This is a genomic window from Brevibacterium moorei (assembly GCF_024580735.1).
GTDB classification, from domain to species: Bacteria; Actinomycetota; Actinomycetes; order Actinomycetales; family Brevibacteriaceae; genus Brevibacterium; species Brevibacterium moorei.
In genome coordinates this window covers 1-24,985 of record NZ_JANIJX010000023.1, presented here as the reverse complement: position 1 = coordinate 24,985, position 24,985 = coordinate 1, and the positions used below count along the sequence as shown (strand labels likewise).

Below are 24,985 nucleotides of genomic sequence, written 5' to 3'. Positions count from 1 at the left end.
GCCCGCGCCTCGGTCCCCACAATACCTGGCCGGCGCCGTCGTGCAGAGGCCAAGACGCGTCTTTCGGAATTCCTCCGCCTCGTCGAGTCCGGCGAGGAAGTCGTTATCTCACGGACCGGTGTCGCGATAGTCGATTGAACGGTGGGGAGCAGCGATGAGTCGAACAGCGGTGGAGACCGGTGGCAGCAGCGGGATCGGGTACGAGCCGATCCGCCGGCTCATCCACACCGCCGCCTACTTCGCGCACCGCGCCGACGATGCGCAGGGGCTGCGCCTGCTGGAGCCGCTGCTGTTCCGTGAACGCGATGCGAACGGCGATCCCAAGGGCCGGCCAGGCGAGGAATTCCTCGCCGGATCGCGGGTCCGCTGGCCGATGACCGAGGCCATCGACTGGTGGCACGGACTGCCGGGTTGGGAACCCGGCTGGTGACACCCGGAGGCGTTCCCGGCGCTGACCCCGGTGGGCACCCGGGCCGAGCAGGCCTCAGGAGTTGTGGTCACCGTCCTCGTCTGCCGAGGGCTGCTCTCCCGTGGCGGGTCCCGCACCGGATCCGGTGCCCTCCTGCGACCCCTGGCCACCGCGGGCGACCTGCCGCAGGATATCCAGCGAGCCCGTGCGCAGGCGCCCCGACTTGGGCGCCTCCTCGGCCTCGACAACGTCCTCGGCCGTCACCTCCAAGGTCATGACCAGGCCACGCGGGCTCAGTTCCGCCCGCATCGCCCGGGTGCCGCGCGCACCAGCGACCTTCCAGGTCACCGTATTGCGGACCCACTCGGGCCGCACCGCCGCACCGGCCCCGGCCTCCCCTGCACCGGCATCCGCGGCGCCTTGACCGGCATCTCGGGCCGAGGCCTCGGCACCGGTCGCCTCGACCACCTTGCGGATCGCGTTCTTGCGTTCCACCCGGGGCTCGTCGACGTCCATATTGTTCTCGAACAGACCATTGGTCAGCGCCGGGTCGAAGTCCGCCAGCCAGGCCTCGATCCGCTCGGGCACGCTCGCGGCGTCGCCGGGCAGATGGACGGTCCCGGTGATGGTCGCACGTGCAGCCGGGCGCTGCGCGCTCACCCCGGCGGCCCGCAGGAACTTCTTGAACACGTCCTTGGCGATCGCGGTCGCCGGAGCGTAGGTGCGGTTGCCCAGGATCACCAGGGCGGTGCCGGTGGCCGGATGCCAGCGCATATGCGAGCCGTAGCCCGGATAGCCCCCGGAGTGGTAGACCAGCGTGCCGACCTCGGTGTCGAACAGGTGGTGCAGGCCGAACCCATAGGAGTCCACCCCGTTGTCCGGGGCGCTGGCCTGCGCATAGGCCAGGCGGTGGGGCTGCTGCATATCGCGGCGGATCCGGTCCCAGCAGCCCACTCGGCGTTCACCTGCGGGCCCCTGCGCTGCTACGAACAGCTGCATCCACCGGCCCAGGTCCTCGACCGAGGAGAACAGCCCGCCAATCGCGGAGAACGCGCCGGGCCGGCTGGTCGACAACTCCTCGAAAGTTCCGTCGCGGCGCCGCCGGTAGCCGGGCACCAGCTTCTCCCGCAGGCCCCGCTCGGCCAACTCGTCGACGCTGAACCCGGAGGATTCCAGACCGGCGGGGCCCGCGACCTCGGCCATCACCACATCGGTGAACGGCCGGCCGGTCAGCTCCTCGACGATCCGGCCCAGCAGGGCGTAGCCCAGGTTCGAATACGCGTAGTCGGTCCCCGGGGAGAAGATCCGGGCGGTGTCGGCGGTGATGACTTCGTCGAAGTGACCGCGGGACAGGGATTCCTGCCGGTCGGCCCATGGATCGTCGGTGGGGATGCCGCCGGACATGGTCAACAGATCGCGCACCGTGGCCTCGAGGAGAACGGACCCCTCGGGGGCATCGGCGGCCAGAGCGGGAATGTAGTCAGCGGCCGGGGCGTCCAGGTCCAGGGTCGGAGCGTCGGGCACCGTGGGGATGCGGCCGTACTTGATGCCCAGCAGGGTGGCGGCCGTGAACGATTTGGTCATCGAGGCGATGCGGTAGATCCCGTCGGTGTTTTCCCCGGCGACCAGCTTCCCGTCCGCGAACAGGCCCCAGGCCAGGTCGGGGATTCCCGTCTTCAGATCCTCGTAGTGTTTGGCGCGCTCTTCCAGACCCGCGCGCAGGGCCGTCAGCCCGGCTGCCAGGTCGATTCCCCCGGCCGAGGCCCCACCGGCTGTGTTCTCGCCGGCGCCGGTTCCGCGTACGTCGTCTCCGTTGAAGTCGTTGTCGATCACGCGGACAAATCTACCGCCAGGGGCCCACACATGATAAATGTGACTACCATGACACTGATGAACTCGACTCCCGCGCAGACCCAGCAGCAGCCCGCATCCTCCCGGCTCACCGACCTCAATCGCAATGTCGCAGCCGTCAGCGAGTCGATGATCAGGGCGATCTTCAAGGCCACCCGCGGCAGACCCGTCATCAGCTTCGCCGGCGGCCACCCGGCCGGTGAGCTCTTCGATACCGATGGCATGGCCGCCGCCTTCGCCCATGTCATGGCCACCGACGGGGAACATGCGATGCAGTACGGCCCCAGCGAGGGCGAACCCGCCATGCTCGAGGCCGCGATCGGCCGGACGCGGGACTTCGGCCTGTCCACTCGGCGCGAGCAGCTCATCATCACCTCGGGTTCGCAACAGGGCCTGGGGCTGCTGGGCCAGACCCTGTTCAATCCCGGCGACACCGTGCTGGTGGAGAACCCCACCTATATGTCAGCGCTCCAGGCCTTCGGGCTGCAGGGCGTGAACTACCAGCCCGTGGTCACCGATGAGTACGGTGCGGTGCCCGCCGCCCTGCAGCAGGCGATCACCGATCACCGACCCAAGGCGATCTACCTGATCCCGACTTTCCAGAACCCCACCGGGATCACGATGCCGGCCGAGCGCCGCAAGGAGATCGCGGACGTGGTGGCGGCCAATGACGTGTTCCTGATCGAGGACGATCCGTATTCGGAACTACGCTACACCGACCAGGTGCTGCCCCCGATCGTGTCCGACGCCCGGCTCGACGACCGCGCATTCCTGGTCAACACCCTGTCGAAGGTGCTCTCACCAGGGCTGCGCGTGGGCTGGGTCCGTGGGCCCGAGGAGGTCATCGAGCGGATGGTCGTGGCCAAGCAGGGCTCGTGCATGCAGTCGTCGACGATCGACCAGCTGGCCGCCGCCCGCTATCTGGAGGTGACCGATCTGGAGGAGAAACTGGCCCCGGTGCGCGCCGAGTACTCCCGGCGCATGAATGCGATGGTCGACGGGCTGGCAGCCGTGCTGCCCGCCGGGACCGAGGTCAACCGGCCCGCCGGCGGCATGTTCGCCTGGGCGCGCCTGCCGGAGGGCTACGACGCCTATGCGCACATCCCCGCTGCGATCGAGGAGGGCGTCATCTTCGTGCCCGGTGAGGCCTTCTACGCCCTGGAACCCGACCGCCGCACCTTCCGCGTGTCCGCGGTGTCGAACCCCGTCGAGGAGATCGAGCGCGGAGTGCAGATGCTGGGCCGGGCGTTCAAGAAGTAAGGCGCGCCGAGTTCCGGATCGCCTCGACCACGCGGCGCACGGCCAGTCGTTGGGCCCGGTCCGGGCGCATCACCACCGAGGTCCGCCGCCGCGCCCGCAGGCCGTGCAGCGGCCGCAGTTCCAGGCCGTCGCCCGGACGGGTGGTGAAGCGGGGCAGGATGGCCAGGCAGTCCCCGGAGCGGACCACGGCCTCGACCAGGCGGTTGTCGCGCAGCCGCTGCACCACCCGCGGGGCACGGCCCGCGACCTCGGCGATCGCCTGCAGCAGGCGGTCGAAGGGGTATCCCGTCGGCACGCCGATCCAGTCCTCGCGCACCACCTGCGCCGGTGTCACATGGGCGTGGCCGGCCAGCCGGTGCCCGGTCCGCAGGGCCACGTCCAGGGGCTCGTCGACGATCGGCACCACTTCCAGGCCCTCGCTGCCGACCGGCCGGTCGCCGGAGTAACTGTGCGCCAGCACCAGGTCGAAGTCGCGGGTCAGCCGCGCGAAGCCGGCCTCGGCGGTGTCGTCGTCCACGCACTCCAGTTCGATGTCCGTGTCCGCCAGCTCGCGCAGCACCCCTGGCAGGATGTATTCGGCCGCCGAGGGGAAGGCCGCCAGCCGCACCCGGCCCCGAGGCTGCCCGCGGTAGTCGTCCCAGTCCGCCTGGACGTGGGCCAGCGTCCGGGCCAGTTCAGCTCCCCCAGCGGCCAACAGCCGCCCGGCCTCGGTGAGTTCGAGGCCGCGGCCGGCGGGCTGGGTGAGCTTCATTCCGAGAGCGTGTTCGGCGGCCTTGAGCGCCTGGGAGACCGCCGAGGGACTGCGCAGGCTCGCCTCGGCAACCCCGGTGACGCTGCCGTAGAGCGCGAAGGCGTGGAGGAGTTCCAGATGCCCGGGTTCGAGGCGGCTGGGTTCGGGCCGTCCCGGTTCGGGCGCGCTGGGAGTCGGGGGTTCGTGAGCCGGCATGGCCCGAGCCTAGTTCTTTGAAGCCGGGCTTCACAATAGATGTCGGAATCTGCGATTGTGCTTCATTACGCTGCAGGTCAGGATGAAGCCATGCCCTTAAGACACACCCTCCTGGCCGTTACGGTCGCCCTGATCTGGGGAATCAACTTCCTGGCCATCGACGCCTCCCTGCAACAGTTCCCGCCATTCCTCTCCGTGGCCCTGCGCTTCGCCGTCATCGCGCTCCCCACAATCTTGTTCGTCCGCCGGCCCCGGGTGCGAACGCGCTGGCTGCTGGGCTACGGACTGGGCTTCGGAATCCTGCAGTTCCTCTTCCTCTACTGGGGCATGGCCGCGGGCATGCCGACGGGTCTGGCGTCCCTGGTGCTCCAGGCCTCGGCGCCGTTCACCGTGGTGCTCAGCGCGGTGTTCCTGCGCGAGCGCCTGAGCGGCATACAGGTGGCGGGCATCCTGGTGGCCGTCGCGGGACTGGCACTCGTCGGTTGGTCGCGCGGGGCCCATGCCGCGCTGCTGCCGTTCCTGCTGACCCTGGCCGGGGCCTTCGGCTGGGCGATCGGCAATGTCTGCAACCGACAGGCGCAGACCCACGAGCCGATGCGCTTCACCCTGTGGATGTCGACCGTCGTCCCCGTGCCCATGCTCGTCGTGTCCCTGGCCGCCGACGGACCCCACGCCATCGCCGCATCGTTGACCACCCTGGGCACGCGCACGGGACTCACGGCGCTCGCCGGGATCGCGTTCACCGCCGTGGTCGCCACGATCATCGGCTCGGGCCTGTGGAGCTGGCTGATGGCCCGTCACCCGGCCAGTGCCGTGGCGCCGTTCTCCCTGCTGGTGCCCGTCGTGGGCATCAGCAGCGCCTGGCTGGTGCTGGGCGAGCGCCCGCGCCCGGTCGAGCTGCTGGGCGCGGCCGTCATCATCGCCGGCGTGGCGCTGGGCTCGGTCGGCCCCGCACTGTGGCGGCGGATCCGCCGGGCCACCGGGGCCGAGGCCGCAACCCCGGGCAGGCGAACCGTCATTCCCATTCGGCGTGCGCGGGATCGACGCCGTGAGACCGCGCGTTCGCGTCGATGATGGCGCGCAGCCAGACGGCCAGCCCGGTTTCCCTGTCGTCGTAGTGCTTGGTGAATCGCGGGTCCTCGGTGTAGCCGCGGGCGATCAGCACCTGCTTGGAACGGCTGACGGGGAACCACCGGCCGATGTCGGCCCGGTGCTTCTCCGCCAGCTCGTTCGCCTGTGCGCTGCCGGGCTCGACGCCCGCCCGCAGGGCCTGCGCCATCTCCTGTTCCAGGGCCCCGGTCCCGGCCGCTGCCTCCTTCCAGTCCTCCGGAGTCATCCGGGCCTTGATCTTCTCCGAGGCCTTCCAGTCCTCGGTCCCGCCCCAACGCTCCTGCGCCTCCTGCGCGTATTCGTCCGACCACCCGGTGCCGAAGGCCGCAGCCTGCTGTTCCGGGGTCATATGCGTATCCATCGTGTCCGCCTCCAATAAGCGATCGACTGCGGAGACCATCTCCTGCAGGCGGGCGATCCGATCGGTCAGCATCCGCCGTTGCCGGTCAAGATGCTCTGCTTCGTCGACTCCGGGAGCGTCCACCACCTCGGCGATCTGCGCCAGGGGCATGCCGACCTCCCGGTAGAGCAGGACCCGCTGCAGCCGGGCGATGTCCGCTCGCGAGTACAGCCGGTACCCGGCCGGGCTGCGCCCAGCGGGGCACACCAGGCCGATGTCGTCCCAGTGGTGCAGGGTCCGCACCGATACGCCCACCGCCTTGGCGGTCGTACCCACGGTCAGGCCCGCGCCAGGCGCGTAGGGTCCTGCACCGCTGCCGGTCGATAATCCGTTCTTCGTCTCGTCCACGTGAACCATCCTGAGTCCTGACGCCGCGTGAGGGTCAAGTGTCGTCGTGCCGAAGGTCCTTCCCCAAGGTGTGCGCCTCATCGACCCCTGGCAGGAATAGGGAACGGCGCCCCCTACCGCTCCACGTCGTCGATCAGCGGCGCGTTCGTCAGCACCCCGGGTAGACCGCGTTGGCGCGACAGCGCGAACGCCAGGACCACGGCGACCACGACGAACGCCAGATCGGCGAAACCGCTCATCGCATACAGCAGCTGATAGCCGCCCACCCCGCCCAGGAAGCGCAGCAGCCGCAGACCGAAGAGGCGCCACCCGCGCGCGGATCCGAAATCGTAGCGCACGCGAACCGCCAGGTCCCCCACCGTCCGCCCTGTTAGCAGGGTCAGCGCAGCACTGAGCACCAGGGGAATCCAGAAGGACACGTCCTGGATCGCGGACACGTCGCCGCCCGGCTCGTGGCCCAAGACGAACTGGTTCACGGCCCCCACCACGATGGCCGTGCAGAAACTGCAGAAGTACAGCGTCAGCCCGTCGCACAGCATGGCCAGCAGGCGCCGACCGGCGGTCACCGGAGTGCCGGGCCGGCCGGCGCCTCGGCCCCGGGTACCGTACGGATTCTCGATCCCGCGCGAGCCCCCGCGCCCGGCCATCCAACCGGGCGCGAACACCGCGAAGACCAGGGCCGAGGCCACCGCGCCGAACAGCGCCCCGCCGGTATTCGCCAGCAGGTCGTCGACGTCGAAGAAGCGATACGCGCACGGGTAGACGCCCCACACCCCTGTGTACTGCGTCGACTCGATCGCCAGCGACAGGACGAACCCCGCGCAGGTCGTGAAGACGATGCCACGGCGCCACAGGCCGCGCAGCAGGAAGCCCAGCGGTGTGAACAACACGATGTTGAGGCCGAACTGCAGGAATGCCGGATTGTGTGCCAACTGCCGCAGGCTCGAATGGGGATAGCCGCGGATATCGCGGAGGAACTGCAACAGGTTGGTCTGCGCGCCCACGCAGCGGATCTGGTCCGGATCGGGCAGCGGCAACAGTGTGTACGTCCACAGGGCCATGAAGTACACGAGGAACGCCACCCATGCCAGGGTCCGCCGCCAGGTCAGCCGACCGGCCCGGCGGTAGTTCACGAAGACGAAGGGGACGAACAGGACGACGGCGACGGCACCACCGATCAGGAAGGCCGCGGCGGCCGCAAACAGCTGGGTACTCACCGGCCCACCATATCGGGCATTCCACGGGCGGACCACGGGCGGGATATCGCAACCGAATCGCAATCTCGGGCGGGATCACCCGGCTTCGGGCGTGCCTATGCTGGAGGTTCCACTACCCGATCAGGAGCACCCGTGCCGCGCACCGACCCCCACGATCCGCGCCAGGACGACTCGGACCTCGGCCCCGACGATTCCGAGACCAGCCTGTCCGATCTGTTCGGCGATGAACCGGTGCCAACCCGCGCGCAGGCCGCGGGAACCCGCCGCCGCACCCGCAAGCGGCGGCGGATCGGCTGGATCGTCCTGGCCGTGGTCGCGGTCCTCATCCTGGTGCCCATCGGCGGGGCCTGGTGGTACATCGGCAGGGTGGCAGGCAGCTACGACGACCAGGCGCGCAAACTGTCCGACGAGCAGGTTTTCGACGACGGCATACTCGGCGCGGCCGAGCGCGCGAAACTGGCGGACAAGGGGACGAACATCCTGCTGCTGGGCTCGGATTCGCGGACCGCGGGCGTGGATTACAGCGCGAAGACCGGGGTGCGCGCGGACACGATCATGGTCGCGCACCTGTCCGACACCGGCAAGGGCGTGCAGATCATCGGCATCCCCCGCGACCTGTGGGTCCAGGTCCCGGCCGCCGGCGCGCAGCCGAAGGGAACACAGAAGGACGGCGCGCAGAGCGATAGCGCGCAGAAGGCGGCGAGCGCGCACCCGAAGGCCGGCCCGGCGAAGATCAACGCGGCCCTGTCCTGGGGCGGCCTGCCGTTGACCGTCGCGACGGTGGAACAATTCACCCAGGCGCGCATCCACCACGTCGCGATCATCGACTTCGACGGTTTCAAGGGGCTCACCGACGCCCTCGGCGGGGTCGAGGTGAACTCCTCGGTCGCCTTCACCTCGGGCGGGCAGAAGTTCGTCAAGGGTGCCAACCGGCTCGACGGCGCCGGTGCGCTCCGGTTCGTCCGCGAGCGCAAGGGCTTCGCCGACGGCGACCTGCAGCGCGGCCGGAACCAACAGGCCTATCTGCGGGCTGTCTTCCAGCAGGTCGTCTCCGCGCAGACCCTGCGCTCTCCCACCCGGATCGCCGAGGTCGTCGACACCTTCTCGCCCTACCTCACCGTGGACTCGGGTTTGGACTCCGGGACGATCGGCAGGCTGGCCCTGAACTTGGGGCTGCATGGGACCCCGCGCGTGGGATTCGCGACGGCGCCCATCTCCGGCGCGGGCAGGGAGGGCGCGCAGGCCGTGCTGTATCCGGACGCGGCGAGGATGGACGCGCTGCGGTATTCCTTCGCGCACGATTCCCTCGACCTCTATGTCAGCCGCGCCCGCACCGACCACCTGTAGCCGGCCGGCGGGTGCCCGCGCCTCACCGGTGGCTCCACAAAGGGAACTGTGGCTCGATAAGTCGTGCGTTATCGAGCCACACATGCATATGTGGAGCCACCGTGGGGAAGGTGGTTCAGGTCAGGGCGAGAGCGCAGGTGCCGACCAGGACTGTCAGCGGCGCACACATCAGGCCCAGCGTCAGATAGCGGCGCCAGGAGATCTCCACCCCCAGGCCGGTCAGCTGCCGGTGCCACAACAGCACGGCCAAGGACGCCCACGGGGTGATCAGCGGGCCCGCGTTAACACCGATCAGCAGTGCCACCAGCTGTTTGGGTGTGCCGGCCGCGGCCTCGAGCGCCAGATAGGCCGGCAGGTTGTCGATCGCATTCGCCGCCAACGCCCCGCCGAATGCCAGTCCCAGCAGCCGTCCCAGTCCATCCCCACCGGGGGCCTCGGCCGCCGCCCCGCCGGCAGCGTCCGCCCCGCCGGACACCGCCGACCCAAACGCCGGGCCACTCGCATCCGAGGCGGCCACCCTGTGCACCAGCCAGTCGCTCAGTCCCAGACCGGTCGCTGCGGCCGAGGCCGCGAACAGCCCCACGGCGAAGATCAGGAACGACCACGGCACCAGCCTCGGGCTCAGCACCGCGGGCCTGCGCCAGGCGAACAGTCCCAGCAGGGCCACGGCGGCCGCGCACGCCGGAATCCACACGTCGATTCCCGAGGCCAGGGCCGGCAGGAGCACCACGACGACCACCGCGGCGCCGACCAGCAGGGGCCGGTCGTGCTCCCTGGCCGGCGGCAGGTCGAAGGCCCGGAACCGGCCGAACAGCCTGCCGCGGTAGATCAGCGCCAGCAGCACCACCGGCACCAATGCACATGCCAGCGCGGGAGCCCAGGTCAGCCCGGCGAAGTCCAGCACGGACGGGTCGCCCGCTGGCTGCCCGGCCTCGACGCCCGGACTGCCGGGCCCGGTGCTCAGATCACCCGCCCCTGTCCCCAGGGTCCCCAGCCGGTGCAGGGCCAGCAGATTGGTCAAATTCGACACGGGCAACAGCAGGGATCCGGTGTTGGCCAACCACACCGTCGTCAGTGCGAAGGGCAGTGGGTCGAGGCGGGCGCGCCGCGCCACCAGCACCACGATCGGGGTCAGCAGCACGGCCGCGGTGTCCAACGACAGGAAGACCGTCGAGGCCAGGGCCAGCACGATGACGAACAGCCAGAGCAGCCAGGTGCGGCCTCGGGCGGCGCGGGCGGCCAGACCCGCTGCCATATCGAAGACGCCGGCGGCATCGGCCAGGGTCGCGGTGATCGTGATCGCCACCGCGAACAGGAGGACGGACCAGACACGGTCGGCCTGGGCCACCAGGTGTTCCGGTCCGACGAGCCCGCAGGCCACCAGGACCGCGGTCACGCCCAGAAGCGCACAGCCGACGTATTTCACGACTCAAATCTAGCGGGTCTCGCCCCGGCGGGTGGGCCGCCCCGGCAAGTGGGCCGCCCAGCCCCACTGCTCGCATCGCATGCGGAAACCTGCAACACATACGGGTATACGCGTATGTGTTGCAGGTTTCCGCATGCGATGTGCCCGGGCCAGCGCGCACAGGGCAAGGCGCGCACAGGACGAGAGCATTGCAAGCGCAGATTCACATCATGTGAGGAAATACCCGCACACGATGTGAACCTGCGCTTGCGATGCGAAACCGGCCTCCGCAGAATGGCCCGCACCGCACCGTCCCGCGCCCCCGGCTCAGCCCTGATAGCGGACCCGGCCACCGACCACGGTGGTCGCGACGCGGGTGTCGCGGATGGCCTCGGCGTGGGCCATGCGGGCGGACTCCGAGGCGTACTCGTAGCGCAGCGTCCCCGCGCCACCAACCCCGGCACCCGCCGCACCAATCCCGGCACCGGAACCACCACCGGCAACCCATTCGGTCGTCAGCCCAGCGGCGGCGAAGGGCGAGGTTTCCACGGCCACGAAGTCGGCGTCGTATCCGGCCTTGAGCACACCGGTCACGTCCTGGCGTCCCACCGCCTGCGCCGGGCCCGAGGTGTGGGCCGCGATCGCCTGATACGCATCCATCCGCCGCTCGGGCTGGAACACGGTGGCCGGGTCCCCGCCGATGTCCGCGCGCGTCATGGCGGCGTAGATCGCCGCGAAGGGGTTGGCCGGTTCGACCGGTCCGTCGGAGCCGAAGGCCAGCCGGGCGCCGGCCGAGGCCAGGTCAGTCCACGCATAGGCCGCCAACCCGGCATCCGGGCGCAGGCGCTCCAACAGGTGCAGATCGGAGATGCAGTGGCGCGGCTGCATGGACGCCACGACGTCCAGCGCCGCGAACCTGGCGACATCGGCCGGCTGTAGGAACTGGGCGTGCTCGATCCGGGCCTGCAGCACCCGGCCGAACCGGGCCTCGGCGGCGCTGCGGGCGGGGTTCGTCGCCTCGATCGCGTCGAGCACCACGTGGTTGGCGGCATCGCCGATCGCGTGCACGGCCACCGCGATGCCGCGGGCGTAGGCGGCCTCGATCTGTTCGATCAGGGTGGGCAGGGCCGCGAGCTGGATGCCGTAGTTCGGTTCCTCGCCGTGGGCGTGCGGGAACGGGCTGGACATGAACGAGGACTGCGATCCCAGTGCCCCATCGGAGAAGAGCTTGAGCCCACCGCGCAGGAACCACGAGTCACCGTCGCCGGTCCTCCAACCGTCCGGCCCGGCGGAGGCGGCCCAGTCGAGTTCCTCGGGCCGCAGGTACTTCACCACGCGCATCTTCTGCCGCCCGGACTCGGCCAGGTCGTACCAGGCCTGTCGGCTGGCGGCCCCGTCGATGTCGTGCAGCCCGGTCAGGCCCTCGGACAGCCACAGCTCCTGCGCGGCGGCCATCCGGTCCGCACTCAGGTCCCGCCCGGCGGCGGGGATGGCCGCCAGCACCAGGTCCGTCGCGTCCTCGCGCAGGATTCCGGTCGCCGTGCCCGAGGCCCCGCGCACGATCTGCCCACCGTCGGGATCCGCTGTGCGCGCGTCGATGCCGGCGGCGGCCAGGGCCGCGCCGTTGCACCACAGCGTGTGCATGTCGATCGACCAGACGGCCACGGGGTGGTTCGGCACCGCGGCGTCGAGCAGGGTGCGGTCGGGCTGGTCCGCGGTGTCGCTCCAGCGGTTGAAGTCCCAGCGACCGCCGGTGATCCACCGGCCGGCGGGCAGCTCGGCTGCGAATGCGGCGATGGTCTCGACGGCCTCGGCCAGCGAACGGGTTGCGACGAGGTCGACCTCGGCCAGGGATTCTGCGTAGGACAGGGCGTGCAGATGCGCGTCGACGAATCCGGGGATGACGGTCCGCCCGCCCAGGTCGATCCGCTCGGCGGCGTCCGGGCCGGTCGCATGGGCTGTGAGTTCCGCCTCCTGGCCGACGGCCACGATCTTCTCGTCATGGGTCAGCAGGGCGGTGGCACGGGGTGTTTCGGGGTCGAACGTCCAGACGTCCGCATTGAGGTAAAGGGGCATGCGGCAAGTCTAGTGGGACACATGGCACGGATTATGGCTTGGCCTATGACGCGGATTGTGGTGCGGATTTCCGGGGAGCGTAGAAGTGATCCACCTCATCATTTGATAACCCTTATTTATTATCCATTTATATTCCCTTCGTTAGCTCTTTCGATATATGTAAATTACGACAACCACAGTTGCTCTCATGGTCTTTTCATCAGTTGTACAACCAACCCTTATCTCTATTAGGCTGTCCGTGAGTTGATTAGGAAAGCAGACCTTTGCATAATCGCTTATCCGTGCGCTTATCCCACCGACTCGCCCGAGCATCAGCACCGACCAAGGAGAGAATCCATGTCCCTCAAGACCCGCCATTCCGTCTTCGCCATCGCGGCATCCGCCGCCCTGGCCCTGGGCCTGAGCGCCTGCGGTGGAACCGACTCCGATTCCGCCGCCCAGGGCGAAACCGTGACGATCACGGATAATTCCGGCGAGGTCCAGGTGCCGCTCGATCCGGAGAAGTACGCGGTGACGGACAACATCTCCTTCCACACCCTGTCCGACTGGGGCAAGAAGCCCGTCGCAGCGCCCCGCACCCTGATGCCGGACACCCTGCCGTGGGAGAAGGACGACTCGATCGCCGACTCCGGTTCACACCGCGAACCCGATCTGGAAAAGATCGTCGGAGCCGAACCCCAGATGGTCATCAACGGCTACCGCTACTCCAGCCAGCAGGACAAGCTCAAGGAACTCCTGGGCGACAAGGTGCCCGTCGTGACCTTCGACCGGAAGGACGACGAGGGCCACATCGACAACCTCAAACGCCACACGGAACAGCTGGGCAAGATCTTCAAGGAGGAGGACAGCGCCAAGCAGAAGAACGACGATCTGGACGCTTCCATCGCCAAGGCCAAGAAGGCCTACGACGGCAAGTCCAGCGTGATGGGCCTGACGACCTCCGGCGGTGAGATCAACTACTCGGATCCCAAGGAGGGCCGCGGCGCATCGGTCCTGTTCGAGGCTCTGGGCCTGAAGTCCGCCCTGAACGTCGACAAGGCCGACGGCACGGATAAGGGCAACAAGGTCTCCGTGGAGACCATCGCCAAGGCCAACCCCGACTGGCTGATCGTGATGGATCGCGACGCCGCCATCGCCAAGGACGAAAAGGGCTACAAGCCCTCGACCGAATTGCTCAAGAAGAACGCCGCGCTGAAGAACGTCACCGCGGTGAAGAAGAACCAGATCATGGTTCTGCCGGACGATTTCTACGAGGACGAGGGCATTGAGTGCTTCACCGGCGTCTTCAATGATTTCGCCAAGGCCCAGGACGACGCGAAGTAATCGCATCATCCGGTGAATAAGATCCGATCATCCGGTTCCCCCGTGGAACCCGGATCCGCACGCACAGGCGGGCCGCAGGGACCCGGTGAGAAAACGGGGAGGAACCGTCTTTTCACCTGGCCCCTGCTGGTCGGCCTGTTCGTCGTCTGCGGCCTCGTCGTCGCGAGCCTATGTGTGGGTCAGTACAGCATCCTGTCCGGTCCCGAAGGCTGGGACATGTTCTTCATCACCCGCGTGCCGCGCACGGTCGCCCTCATCCTGGCCGGCGCGGTGATGGCCATGTCCGGTCTGGTGATGCAGATGATCACCCAGAACCGCTTCGTCGAACCCACCACCACCGGCACCACCGAATGGGCCGGCCTGGGCCTGCTGCTGTGCATGGTGGTCTTCCCCCACGCCGACATCCTGACCAGGATGGTCGCGGCCATCGCCGCCGCCTTCATCGGCACCATGGTGTTCTTCGCCTTCATCCAGCGCGTCACCCTGCGCTCGTCCATCGTCGTGCCGATCGTCGGCATGATGCTGGGCGCCGTCGTCGGCTCCCTGTCCAATTTCGTGGCCTTCGCAACCGATATGACCCAGGCCCTGGGCATCTGGTTCGCCGGTTCCTTCACCTCGATCTTCAAGGGCCAGTACGAGCCCATCTGGATCCTCATCGCCGTCGTCCTGATCATCTTCATCGCCGCGGACCGCTTCACCGTCGCGGGCCTGGGCAAGGACGTGGCGACCAATGTGGGCGTGAACTACAACCGCATCGTGCTCATCGGCACCGGCGTCATCGCCATGGCCTCTGGCATCATCACCGTGGTCGTGGGCAACCTGCCCTTCCTGGGCTTGGTCGTGCCGAACCTCGTCTCCATGTTCCGCGGCGACGACCTGCGCTCCAACCTGCCCTGGGTCGCCCTGTCCGGGATCGCGATCGTGACCGCCTGCGACCTGCTGGCGCGCACCGTCATCGCCCCGTTCGAGGTCCCCGTCTCCCTGATCCTGGGCGTCGTGGGAGCGGCCGTGTTCATCGTGCTGTTGATTCGGGGGCGCAAGGTTGTCAGCTGAACTCAAGCGCTCCTCCGGCGCCCTGCCCACGACCCGCGCCAGGCGCCGGTACCTGATCGCCATGCTGGTCCTCGGCGCGGCGGCCCTGGCCATCATCGCCATCACCATGGGCTGGAAGAACCCCCTGCCGGTGGGCACCCGGGGCTTCTGGGTCATCGCGAAGATCCGCTCCGATGCGCTCGTGGTCATCGCAGTCGTCGCAGTCGCCCAGGCCACCGCGACCGTGGCCTTCCAGACCGTGACGAACAACCGGATCCTGACCCCCTCGATCATCGGCTTCGAGTCGCTCTACCAGCTCATCCAGACCGCCGCGATCTTCTTCCTGGGCGTGGCCGGCGCCACCGCGGTGGGCGGCACCCTGCAGTTCGTGGGCCAGATCATCGTCATGGTGCTCTTCGCCACCGTGCTCTACGGCCTGCTGCTGACCGGCCGGCGCGGCAATCTGCACATCACCCTGCTGGTCGGACTGGTCCTGGGCGGGGGCCTGAACGCCCTGTCCACGTTCATGCAGACCCTGCTCGATCCAGCGGAGTTCGACGTGCTGACCGCCCGACAGGTCGGCTCGATCGCCAATGCCGACGGCTCCAAGCTGTACATCGCGATCCCCATCGTGTTGGTCTGCGCGGGCCTGCTCTACCTCTTCTCCCGCAAGCTCAACGTACTGGCGCTGGGCCGTGACACCGCGATGAACCTGGGAGTGGACCACCGGCGCTTCATGATCATCGTGCTGATCCTGGTGGCGGTGCTGGTCTCCGTGTCCACCGCGCTGATCGGGCCCATGACCTTCTTCGGGTTCCTGGTGGCGATGCTGACCTATCAGCTGGCCGACACCTTCGACCACCGGCTGCTGTTCCCGATGGCGACCCTGGTGGGATTCGTCGTCTTCGCCGGTTCACACTTCGTCCTCAAACGGATCTTCTACGCGGAGGGCTCCGTGAGCATCATCATCGAACTGATCGGAGGGGCCGCGTTCCTCCTGTACATCCTGCGGAAGGGGCGCTTGGCATGATCGAGCTCAAGGGCGTGGTGCGCCGCTACAGTGCGGAGACCACCATCGGACCCGTGGACCTGACGATCCCGGCAGGGGGCATCACCGCACTGGTCGGGCCCAACGGCGCGGGCAAGTCCACGCTGCTGACCATGATCGGCCGGCTCATGGAGACCGACGGCGGGACCATCACGGTGGGCGGGAACGACGTGTCCACGACCCCGTCGAAGGACCTGGCGAAGATCGTGTCGATCCTGCGGCAGGAGAATCACTTCATGACCCGGCTGACGGTCCGCCAGCTGGTGGGCTTCGGCCGCTTCCCCCACAGCCGGGGACGGCTGACCGCTGAAGACGAGGACCAGGTGTCCCAGGCGATCGACTTCATGGGGTTGGCGGAACTGGAGTCCCGTTATCTGGACCAGCTCTCCGGCGGGCAGCGGCAGCGGGCCTATGTCGCGATGGTCCTGGCGCAGGACACCGACTACATCCTGTTGGACGAGCCGTTGAACAACCTCGATATGGAGCATGCGGCGGCGATGATGCGCAGGCTCGACTCCTTCGCCAAGGAGCAGGGCAAGACGATCGTCATCGTGCTCCACGACATCAACTTCGCCGCGCGCTACGCCCAGCGGATCTGCGCGATGGGCGACGGGCAGGTGCTGCACTTCGGACCGGCCGAGGACATCATGCGCTCCGATATCCTCACCGAGGTCTTCCACACGCAAGTCGACGTCATCGACACCCCGGAGCACGGGCGCATCGCGGTGTATTACTGAGGCGCCGAGGCCCCGTCCCGGTTCCGTGCGCCGGGCCGGCTCCGCGCGCCGGCCGCGCCGACCGGCTTTCCCCCGCATAGACACCAGGTGAGCGCGGGAACTACCTGTTGTAGCAAGTAGTTCCCGCGCTCACCTGGTGTCTATGCGTCTGGATGGTGTTGACGCGCTGGGAGGGTGTCCGATCCGCTCAGTCCTGTAGGCAGGATTCGATGAAGGCGAAGCGCTCCGGGGTGTCCGCTGCGATGCAGTAGTCGTCGTAGGCGTGGGGGCGGCGCACCTGCAGCCCGGCCTGCTCGGCGATCACCGCACCTCCGGCGAAGTCGTAGACGCCCAGGCCGCGCTCATAGTAGGCGTTGACACGGCCTTCGGCTGCCAGACACAGATCCATGGCGGCGGAGCCCAGCCTGCGGACATCGTCGAAGTCCGCCATGATGCGACCCAGTTCCGCCAGCTGGCGGGTCCGCAGCTCGGGCGAGTAATTGAAGCCGGTGGCCGCGAGTCGCCCGCGCCGTCCCACAGGTGTGCCGTGCAGACGTACGGGGTCGCCGGCGGGTGGGAGCTTCCAGGCACCAGCCGGAACTCCTGCACCAGCCGGATCCGGGGCCTCGGCGAACCATACGGTGTCCAGTGCGGGACAGGCGACCAGGCCCAGGACCCAGCCGGCCGATTCCCACACGGGACCGGACACTGCACCGCCGGTGGTCGCCGCGGCGCGAGTGCCGCCGGCCCCATCGGCCACGGCATCACCGCCGCCGTTCAGACGCCGCACGCCCACGGAGAAGCAGTGGTATTCGATCCCGCGCACGAAGTTCACGGTGCCGTCGATCGGATCGACGTGCCATTCGTAGCGGTCCGCACCGGCACATTGGTCCGCACCGGCACATTGGTCCGCTCCGGCGGGTGACTGTGCCACGCCCGCGACGTCCGCCGAGCCTCCCTCGCCGGCCGTCACCGCGCACCGCAGGCGCGGGAGCAGTGCGGCGAGCTGGGACTCGTCGAGCACCTGTTCCAGGTCCAGCGCAGCAGCGCCCTCCTCGCCGATCATCACATCGCTGGGGCGCACGCGGACCAGATAGCCGCGCACCAGGGACTCGATCTCCTCATCGGCCGCCGTCACCAGGTTGTTCGGATCGTCCTTGGCCGTGACCTGTGAACGGTCCCAGCCGTGGGCTTCGATCCGCGCGCGCCAGTGAGCCTGCCGGGTCCCCGCGATGATCGCCAAATCGCAAGCGACCGCGAGCAGGTCACTGCCCTGCACGCGGTCGATCGTGGGAAACGGGACCGCGCTCAGATGGTCACCGGGCTGATCAACGGAATCCTCGCCGTCACCGCTGCCACAGGCTGCGCGACCGGTGCCTCCGCCGCTACAGCAGCTGCCACCGGCACCGGTGCAGCCGCCATCTCCTGCACGGAGGTGAAACCCTCCGAGCGGGCGTGGCGCCGGACGATCTCCTGCACCGCCTGCGACGAGGTGCCGACGGCTTCGGCGATCGCGGCATAGGTGATCCCCGCGGCGCGTGCCTGCAGAATAGACGAAATGTAGTTCTCGTTGACTACTGCGCGCTGTCGCGCTAGCCGGCGTACTGTCCGGACTACGGCTCTCTGCTCTTCAGAGAGCTCTTTGGCTCGTCGTGACATCTTCCACTTTCACCATGAAATCCAACTTTTGCGAACCCAGCATACCGCTTGAAACCCGGCCCGAGGAACACCCTTCCATTAGATTTCTTCCGCGCTCCCCACAAAGGTCAGGGACGGAGGCGTTCCGGGTCGTTCATGCCGCCTGTTCGCGCTTGACGCGCCAGTCGACGAGGAAGTCCTCATAGGCCTCGGTCGTGAGGAATCCGGGCATCGTATCGCCCAGCGCCGCGGCGGCCAGGACCTCGGCCGCGTCAGGGTAGTGGTCGGCCGGATGCTGGACGATCACGGCCAGTTCCTCGGCGGCGCAGCGGGCCACAAGTTCGCGGGTCACGGGGCGGCCGTCGGCCAGGGTCACGGAGTGGCGGATCCACTGCCAGATGTGCGCCCGGCAGATCTCCGCACACGATGCGTCCTGGTGCTGGCCATCCCATTCGATCATCCCGCGTCCCGACAGCCAGGCGTTGACATAGTGCAGGACCAGGCGGATGTCCGCGCGCAGCCCGGCCTCGGTCGGGTGGACGGCGGCGATGTCACTCACGTCGAGCAGGGCCCGGCGCAGCTGGGTCTCGCGGCCCTCCGGCGTGGTGGGGGTGGGACGGGGGTGCTCGGGATGCGGACCCGAGCCGGTGCCCTCAGCCGCGCCGCCCGCCGCGGCCTCGGCCCCGGTTCCCGCGCCAGAGAAAACGTGGCGGGCCAGCGGGACCAGCGCCGGGTGGGACACCCAGGTGCCGTCGAAGCCGAGGGCGCGTTCGGCTTCCTTGTCGGGGCGCACGGCCAGGCCCTCGGAGGACTTGTGGCCGGGCACATAGGTCGACATGCCGCCGAGCACGGGGGCGCCGCGGCGGTGGCACACATCGACGATATGGCGCAGGAAGGCGCGCATGAAGCGGGCCTCGGGGCCGATCGCGTCGCGGTCGGGCAGGATGAACTCGCGGTAGTTCCGGAATTCGCGGATCATCGAGAAGATGTAGTCCCAGCGGCCGGTGGACAGGCCGGCGGAGTGCTCGCGCAGTTCGTAGAGGATCTCCTCGGCTTGGAAGGCCGCCGTGACCGTCTCCACGATGACACCGGCGCGGATCGTGCCGACCGGGATGTCCAGGGCCTCCTGGGCGGCGACGAAAACGCCGTTGAACCAGGCGGCCTCGCGGGCCGCCTCGAGCTTCGGCAGGCAGAAGTAGGGGCCGCGGCCGGCGGCGATGAGTTCGTGCGCATTGTGGAACAGGTACAGCCCGAGGTCCACCAGGGTGGCGCTGGCGGCGAACCGGGTGCCGTGCTCGTCGACCCACTCCAGGTGCCGCTCCGGCAGGTGCAACCCGCGCGGGCGCAGCATGATCGTGGGCGCCTGCTGCGGCCTGGCATAGGCGGTCTCCTGCCCCAGGCCCGAGGTCGGGAACGAGGTGCCGGCGCGCCGCTCGGTGCCGCGATGGCCGGCCAGGCCGGGGGTGCCGGCCTGCAGATCTCCGCGCACCGCCCGGTGCAGATTCACCTGGGCGGTCACGACATTGTGCCAACTCGGCGACATGGTGTCCTCGAGGTCGGCGATCCACACGGGGGCGCCCGAGCCCAGGGCGCGGGCCGCCTCGGCCTGGCAGGCGGGCGCCACGATCTCCACCCGCCGGTCCTCCAGGCCCGGCGCCGTGGGCGCGATCGTCCACTCCGGGTCGTGCCGGATGCCCGCGGTCTCCGGCTTGAAGCCGGGCATCCGGCCGCGGTCGATCGCGGCGCGGCGGGATTCGCGGTGGGCCATGACTTCGCGCCGGGAGGCGTAGAAGAGGCGGTGGAGTTCGGCCACGAAGTCCAGGGCGTCCGGTGTGAGGATCGAGTCGTAGCCGGGCTCCATCGGCCCCAGAATGCGCAGCGCGGTGCGCGCCTGCTCGCTTGCCGACTGCTCGGCTACGGGTCGCACGGCCGTCGGCGCGGCGGCGGGCTGTGCGGCGGCGGACCGAGGGCTCTGGTGGTCGGTGGTCTGTTCCGTGATCGTGGCGGACATCGGATGCTCCTGGAAAGGACGGGCTAAGTGGAAGTCGGTGAAGGTCGGGCTGCGTGGAGCTCGATGGGTTCTCGCCCGGTGCGGGCAGCGGGAACGCGGGCGGCGCCCGGGTGTAGTGCGCGAGGGTGTGGGGAGGGTGGGAAGAGAAAATGTCCGCGGGAAGGGTAAACCCTCGAAAAACCCTTCCCGCGGACAAGCCGGTGGTGCGACTTGAGAGCCGAGCGGTACGGCCCGACGCTCAAGCCACAGAACTCAGAACTCGCAGATGCGCGTCAGAACTGCGCGGCCTCGGTCGAGTCCTTGAGCGCGGTGGTCGAGGACTGTGGGTTGATCGCGGTCGAGACCAGGTCGAAGTAGCCGGTGCCGACCTCGCGCTGGTGCTTCGTGGCGGTGTAGCCACGGGCCTCGGCGGCGAATTCGCGCTCCTGCAGTTCGACGTAGGCGGCCATCTGGTTGCGGGCATAGCCGTGGGCCAGATCGAACATCGAGTAGTTCAGAGCGTGGAAGCCGGCCAGCGTGATGAACTGGAACTTGTAGCCCATCGCGCCCAGCTCACGCTGGAACTTGGCGATCGTCGAATCGTCCAGGTGCGCCCTCCAGTTGAACGAGGGCGAGCAGTTGTAGCTCAGCAGCTGGTCCGGGTACTCCGCGTGGATCGCATCGGCGAAGCGCTTCGCGGCCTCCAGGTCCGGCGTCGAGGTCTCCATCCACAGCAGATCTGCGTACGGGGCGAAGGCCAGGCCGCGGTCGATGCACGGCTCGATGCCGTTGGTGACCTTGTAGAAGCCCTCCGCGGTGCGCTCACCGGTGAGGTACTTCTGGTCGCGCTCGTCGATGTCGCTGGTGATGAGCGTCGCGGCCTCGGCGTCGGTGCGGGCGATGACCAGGCTGGGGACGTTCTCCACATCGGCGGCCAGGCGGGCGGCGTTGAGCGTGCGGATGTGCTGCGCGGTGGGGACGAGGACCTTGCCGCCCAGGTGCCCGCACTTCTTCTCCGAGCCCAGCTGGTCCTCGAAGTGGACGCCGGCGGCGCCGGCGGAGATCATCCCGCGCATGAGTTCGTAGACGTTGATGGTGCCGCCGAAGCCGGCCTCGGCGTCCGCGACGATCGGGGCGAACCAGTCGTCGACGTTCTTGGTGCCCTCGGAGACCTCGATCTGGTCGGCGCGCATCAGCGCGTTGTTGATCCGGCGGACCACCTGGGGAACCGAGTTGGCCGGGTAGATCGACTGGTCGGGGTAGGTCTGGCCGGCGTTGTTGGCATCGGCTGCGACCTGCCAGCCGGACAGGTAGATGGCCTTGAGGCCGGCCTTGACCTGTTCGACGGCCTGGTTGCCGGTCAGGGCGCCCAGCGAGTTGACGAAGTCCTCGGTGTGGATGAGATCCCACAGGCGCTCGGCGCCGTGACGGGCCAGGGTGTGTTCCTCGATGAGCGAGCCGCGCAGCTTGACGACGTCTTCCGCCGTGTAGTCGCGGCTGGTTCCGGCCCACCGGGGATTGGTGGCCCAGTCGCTGCGCAGGGCGTTCGCATCGTGCAGGTTGTCGGTCATGTCGGTGCTCCTTTGTCGCTGTGAGGGTTGCGGTCCACGCCCCTGCACCTGCCCGTTCTCCGGGCCTTCCGACCCTGTTCTCCGGGATCGTGGGTAATCCCGTCGCCGGGGCCGAGGTGCATATCGTGTTCCGCTTGTGATTCCAGTCTGTGGGCCGCACCACCCCGATTTCGACTGAATTTGAGTGAAAAATTCGTTATTTTTCTACACACTAGAAAATGTGGTCTTCTACACAGATTCTTCGTAGGATTGGGGGCATGAACGACGAAGCCAAGGAGTCCACGGCCGGGCCGGATGCCCTGACCATCGGACGGCGCGTGCGCCACTTCCGCAAGGCCGCAGGACTGACCCTGACGGACCTGGGGCAGCGGGTCTCACGGGCGCCCTCGCAAATCTCGGCGATCGAATCGGGGCGGCGGGAGCCCACCATCTCCATGCTCCAGGCGCTGGCCACGGCACTGGACGTGAGCGCCGAGGACCTCCTCGACCCCACCCCCGTGGACCACAGGGCGGCCCTGGAGATCCAGGCCGAACGCGCACAGGCCTCGGCCCTCTATTCCTCCCTGCGCCTGCCGCGGGTCCGCACCAAGGCCCTGCCGACGGACGCGCTGGAGGCCATCGTCGGCCTACAGCGCGAACTCCAGACGATGGCGGAGACCCGCGCGGCCACCCCGGAGGAGGCCAGGCGGGCCAACCGCGATCTGCGGGAGCGGATGAGCAGGGCGCACAACTACTTCGGCGATCTGGAGGACCTGGCCGCCGAGCTGCTGGCCGTGGTGGACTACCGCGACGGCCCACTGAGCCAGCGGCAGGCCGCGGGGATCGCCAGTCATCTGGGCTTCGATCTGCACTACGTGGCCGATGTGCCGGCCTCGACGCGCTCGGTGACCGATCTGCGGGGCAAGCGGATCTATCTGCCCAACTCGGGGATGGGAGGACACGATCCGCGCTCCACCATGCTGGCGGCACTGGCGCCGATGATCCTGGGCCAGGAGAAGCCCAGGGACTATGCGGAGTTCCTGCGCCAGCGCGTGCAGGTGAACTATCTGGCGGCGGCCCTGCGGCTCCCGGAATCCGCCGCGGCGTCCCTGCTGAAGGAGGCGAAGAAGAATCGCCGAATTTCCATTGAGGAGCTGCGCGATCATTTCGGCACGACCTATGAGACCGCGGCCCACCGGTTCACAAATCTGGCAACCGAACACCTGGGCCTACGCGTGCACTTCATGAAGGTCCAGACATCCGGAGCGATCCACAAGGTGTACTCGAACGACGGACTGCCCTTCCCCACCGACCCCCTGGGTGCCGTGGAGGGCCAGTACGCCTGCAAGCGCTTCACCTCGCGCCAGGTCTTCAAGGTCGCCGACCGCTTCAGCCCCTACTATCAGTACACCGACACCCCCGTCGGCACCTATTGGTGCACCGCCCGGGTACTGCCAGAGGACAGCGACTTCGCGGTGAGCGTGGGCGTGCCGTTCAACGAGGTGCGCTGGTTCGAGGGCAGGGAGACCCCTATCCGGTCCCAGTCGCGCTGCCCCGATCCATCCTGCTGCCGCGCGGCGCCGGCCGAGCTGGAGGTGACCTGGGGGACCCAGTCCTGGCCCCAGGCCAAGATGCACGCCTCACTGTTGGCCGCCGTCCCGCCCGGGGCCTTCCCCGGGGTCGACCCGACCGAGGTCTACGAGTTCCTGGAGCGCCATGCCGAGGACTGAGGACGCGGGGCCGACTGCAACCGGCGGGGTCGTCTTCGACTGGGCCGGACGCGCCGCGGCCGAGGCCCTGGCCGGGACTGCGCGCCGCGCGCGGGTAAGCGAACCGCGCCGCGGACCGCACGCCGGAGCTGAAGCCGACGGGGACCTCGGCGCAGACACTGTTTCACGTGAAACGAAGCGGGTCCGGCCGCTGGTCCGACCGCTGTCGCGAGCCGAGGACACGCTCATCGAGGGCGACAATCTGGAGGCCCTGAAGCTGCTGCAGGACACCCACGCCACGGCTTTCAAGGTCGTCTACATCGACCCGCCGTACAACACGGGCTCGCGCCTGAGCTACCACGACAGGGCGGGGCGGACCGCGGGCCGACGGGCCGGAGGCACCAAGGACCATGCGGCCTGGCTGAACATGATGCTGCCCAGGCTGCTGCTGGCCCGCCGGCTGATGCGCGCTGACGGGGTGTTCTTCGCCTCGATCGACGACGGCGAACTGGCCTATCTGACCATGCTGGGCCATCGGGTGTTCGGCGAGGAGAACTTCCTGGGCGCCTTCGTCCACCAGCGCGCCAAGGGTGGCGGGCAGGCCAGGTTCTTCATCCGGGGGCATGACTATGTGCTCGCCTGGGCGCGCGACATCGCGCAGGCCGGGCCCTTTCTGGGGCCCAAGAAGCCCCCGGCCAAGTACGAGGATATCGACGGGCGGCGCTATCTGGTCGACGACGATGTGCTGCGGGTGAGCTTCGGGAAGTACACCAGGGGAACCGAGCGCAGGCTCATGTACGAGGACATCCTGGCGGTGCGCGGTGCGGCGAAACTGCGCCAGGTCGATGGCTGGCTGGCCGCCGGCACCCATGTGCTGCGTGCCTGGGGCGAGCCAGGCGCCGACGGCACGGCCAAGCACGCCGTGGTCAAGCTGACCCCGGCCGAGCAGGCCTCGTCGAAGCTGTACTCGATCATCAGGGCCCTGGGGGAACAGGGGCGCAATGCGCTCAGCACCCTGGGCCTGGGCGGGCTGTTCTCCTATCCGAAGCCGGTGGAGCTGATCAAGGACCTGGTGCTCTCACAGACCTTCGCCGACCGCGATGCGCTGGTGTTGGACTTCTTCGCAGGCTCGGGGACCACTGGCCAGGCGGTACTGGAGCTCAATGCGGCAGACGGCGGGCAGCGGCGCTTCGTGCTCGTCCAACAGCCCGAACCCCTGCGCCCGGCAGCCGGAGCGCGGGTGGGTGGCGAAGGAGTGCGGAGCCCCCGCGGCGCGGAGGCCTCGGAGGAAGCGGACGCCGCGGGAATCACGACGATCAGCGAGCTCATGCGCGAGCGCATCCGCAGGGTTGCGCAGAGTACGTATGGGAAATCGCCTGGGGACTCGAGCCGCTCCCCCACCTTCCGCGATATCCGCCTGGGGTGATGCACACTCGATGACCCCAGGGTTCGGCCAGTGACCGGTTCATGCAGGTTCCGGGGCGTGTCATGTCTCAGGACATCGGGGCCACGTGATGTCTCAACCAGGTGTGTCCATTGATGTCTCATGACTTCGTGTCCATCTCGGGTCGATGCGTGTATTTCGGATCGTTGAGGAATCCTCTGGGGCG

General features: G+C 68.5%; 20 protein-coding genes. 10 read left to right on the top strand and 10 right to left on the bottom strand.

Annotated elements, in window-relative coordinates; translation table 11 throughout:
* The first annotated feature begins 154 nt into the window (after nt 1–154).
* Complete coding sequence (locus NQ034_RS13375; protein ID WP_257049429.1) at nt 155–430, top strand: hypothetical protein; 276 nt, start codon at nt 155–157, stop codon at nt 428–430.
* A gap of 54 nt (nt 431–484) precedes the next feature.
* Here the strand turns inward: NQ034_RS13375 and NQ034_RS13370 are convergent, their stop codons facing one another.
* Nucleotides 485–2,242, bottom strand: a complete 1,758-nt coding sequence (locus tag NQ034_RS13370; RefSeq protein WP_257049428.1) for a serine hydrolase domain-containing protein — start codon at nt 2,240–2,242, stop codon at nt 485–487.
* 57 nt (nt 2,243–2,299) lie between these two features.
* Between NQ034_RS13370 and NQ034_RS13365 the strand changes: the two genes are divergently transcribed.
* Entirely contained in the window at nt 2,300–3,520 is a 1,221-nt protein-coding gene (locus NQ034_RS13365) for an aminotransferase-like domain-containing protein (RefSeq protein WP_257049427.1), read from the top strand.
* On the opposite strand, the gene NQ034_RS13360 is transcribed toward NQ034_RS13365, so the two are convergent.
* On the bottom strand, nt 3,510–4,466 hold the full coding sequence (locus NQ034_RS13360) for a LysR family transcriptional regulator (RefSeq protein WP_257049426.1): 957 nt from the start codon (nt 4,464–4,466) through the stop codon (nt 3,510–3,512). The two genes, NQ034_RS13365 and NQ034_RS13360, sit on opposite strands and share 11 nt — an antisense overlap.
* Before the next feature lie 90 nt (nt 4,467–4,556).
* Here NQ034_RS13360 and NQ034_RS13355 point away from each other — a divergent pair, with 90 nt between their 5' ends.
* Complete coding sequence (locus NQ034_RS13355; protein ID WP_257049425.1) at nt 4,557–5,540, top strand: EamA family transporter; 984 nt, start codon at nt 4,557–4,559, stop codon at nt 5,538–5,540.
* Here the strand turns inward: NQ034_RS13355 and NQ034_RS13350 are convergent.
* On the bottom strand, nt 5,482–6,324 hold the full coding sequence (locus tag NQ034_RS13350) for a MerR family transcriptional regulator (protein WP_257049424.1): 843 nt from the start codon (nt 6,322–6,324) through the stop codon (nt 5,482–5,484). The two genes, NQ034_RS13355 and NQ034_RS13350, sit on opposite strands and share 59 nt — an antisense overlap.
* Nucleotides 6,325–6,437: 113 nt before the next feature.
* Entirely contained in the window at nt 6,438–7,541 is a 1,104-nt protein-coding gene (locus tag NQ034_RS13345) for a VanZ family protein (RefSeq protein WP_257049423.1), read from the bottom strand.
* 132 nt (nt 7,542–7,673) lie between these two features.
* On the opposite strand from NQ034_RS13345, the gene NQ034_RS13340 reads away from it, so the two are divergent.
* Nucleotides 7,674–8,888, top strand: a complete 1,215-nt coding sequence (locus NQ034_RS13340) for an LCP family protein (protein ID WP_257049422.1) — start codon at nt 7,674–7,676, stop codon at nt 8,886–8,888.
* A 115-nt stretch (nt 8,889–9,003) separates the two neighbouring features.
* Here NQ034_RS13340 and NQ034_RS13335 read toward each other — a convergent pair whose 3' ends face one another.
* On the bottom strand, nt 9,004–10,314 hold the full coding sequence (locus NQ034_RS13335; RefSeq protein ID WP_257049420.1) for an ArsB/NhaD family transporter: 1,311 nt from the start codon (nt 10,312–10,314) through the stop codon (nt 9,004–9,006).
* 306 nt (nt 10,315–10,620) lie between these two features.
* The gene (locus NQ034_RS13330) at nt 10,621–12,369 is read right to left on the bottom strand and encodes an amidohydrolase (RefSeq protein WP_257049419.1); all 1,749 of its coding nucleotides are present in this window, start codon (nt 12,367–12,369) and stop codon (nt 10,621–10,623) included.
* A gap of 336 nt (nt 12,370–12,705) precedes the next feature.
* Between NQ034_RS13330 and NQ034_RS13325 the strand changes: the two genes are divergently transcribed.
* Genes NQ034_RS13325 through NQ034_RS13310 form a run of 4 tightly spaced genes read left to right on the top strand, consistent with a single transcriptional unit; the run spans nt 12,706 to nt 16,509 of the window.
* Nucleotides 12,706–13,692, top strand: coding sequence for a siderophore ABC transporter substrate-binding protein (locus NQ034_RS13325; RefSeq protein WP_257049418.1), 987 nt, complete (start codon nt 12,706–12,708; stop codon nt 13,690–13,692).
* Nucleotides 13,693–13,734: 42 nt separating this feature from the next.
* Nucleotides 13,735–14,745 (top strand): ABC transporter permease, encoded by a 1,011-nt coding sequence (locus NQ034_RS13320; protein WP_373566598.1) that lies wholly within the window; start codon nt 13,735–13,737, stop codon nt 14,743–14,745.
* The gene (locus NQ034_RS13315; RefSeq protein ID WP_257049416.1) at nt 14,735–15,754 is read left to right on the top strand and encodes an iron chelate uptake ABC transporter family permease subunit; all 1,020 of its coding nucleotides are present in this window, start codon (nt 14,735–14,737) and stop codon (nt 15,752–15,754) included. Before NQ034_RS13320 ends, NQ034_RS13315 begins: the two co-directional genes overlap by 11 nt.
* On the top strand, nt 15,751–16,509 hold the full coding sequence (locus tag NQ034_RS13310) for an iron ABC transporter ATP-binding protein (protein ID WP_257049414.1): 759 nt from the start codon (nt 15,751–15,753) through the stop codon (nt 16,507–16,509). Before NQ034_RS13315 ends, NQ034_RS13310 begins: the two co-directional genes overlap by 4 nt.
* Before the next feature lie 187 nt (nt 16,510–16,696).
* Here NQ034_RS13310 and NQ034_RS13305 read toward each other — a convergent pair whose 3' ends face one another.
* The 4 genes from NQ034_RS13305 to aceA all read right to left on the bottom strand — a co-directional run bounded on the left by NQ034_RS13305 (nt 16,697) and on the right by aceA (nt 21,687).
* Complete coding sequence (locus tag NQ034_RS13305; RefSeq protein ID WP_257049413.1) at nt 16,697–17,767, bottom strand: inositol monophosphatase family protein; 1,071 nt, start codon at nt 17,765–17,767, stop codon at nt 16,697–16,699.
* 29 nt (nt 17,768–17,796) lie between these two features.
* Nucleotides 17,797–18,147 carry a hypothetical protein gene (locus tag NQ034_RS13300; protein ID WP_257049412.1) on the bottom strand — a complete coding sequence of 117 codons (351 nt, stop codon included), beginning with the start codon at nt 18,145–18,147 and terminating at the stop codon, nt 17,797–17,799.
* Between the two features lie 133 nt (nt 18,148–18,280).
* Nucleotides 18,281–20,137, bottom strand: coding sequence for a malate synthase (locus NQ034_RS13295; RefSeq protein ID WP_257049411.1), 1,857 nt, complete (start codon nt 20,135–20,137; stop codon nt 18,281–18,283).
* Nucleotides 20,138–20,409: 272 nt separating this feature from the next.
* Entirely contained in the window at nt 20,410–21,687 is a 1,278-nt protein-coding gene (aceA, locus tag NQ034_RS13290) for an isocitrate lyase (protein WP_257049410.1), read from the bottom strand.
* 257 nt (nt 21,688–21,944) lie between these two features.
* Here aceA and NQ034_RS13285 point away from each other — a divergent pair, with 257 nt between their 5' ends.
* Both NQ034_RS13285 and NQ034_RS13280 read left to right on the top strand, forming a co-directional pair.
* Nucleotides 21,945–23,396, top strand: coding sequence for a helix-turn-helix transcriptional regulator (locus NQ034_RS13285; protein ID WP_257049408.1), 1,452 nt, complete (start codon nt 21,945–21,947; stop codon nt 23,394–23,396).
* A complete protein-coding gene (locus NQ034_RS13280; RefSeq protein ID WP_257049407.1) occupies nt 23,383–24,801 on the top strand; it encodes a site-specific DNA-methyltransferase in 1,419 nt (472 codons plus the stop codon). The genes NQ034_RS13285 and NQ034_RS13280 overlap by 14 nt, the downstream gene beginning before the upstream one ends.
* Nucleotides 24,802–24,985 lie beyond the last annotated feature (184 nt).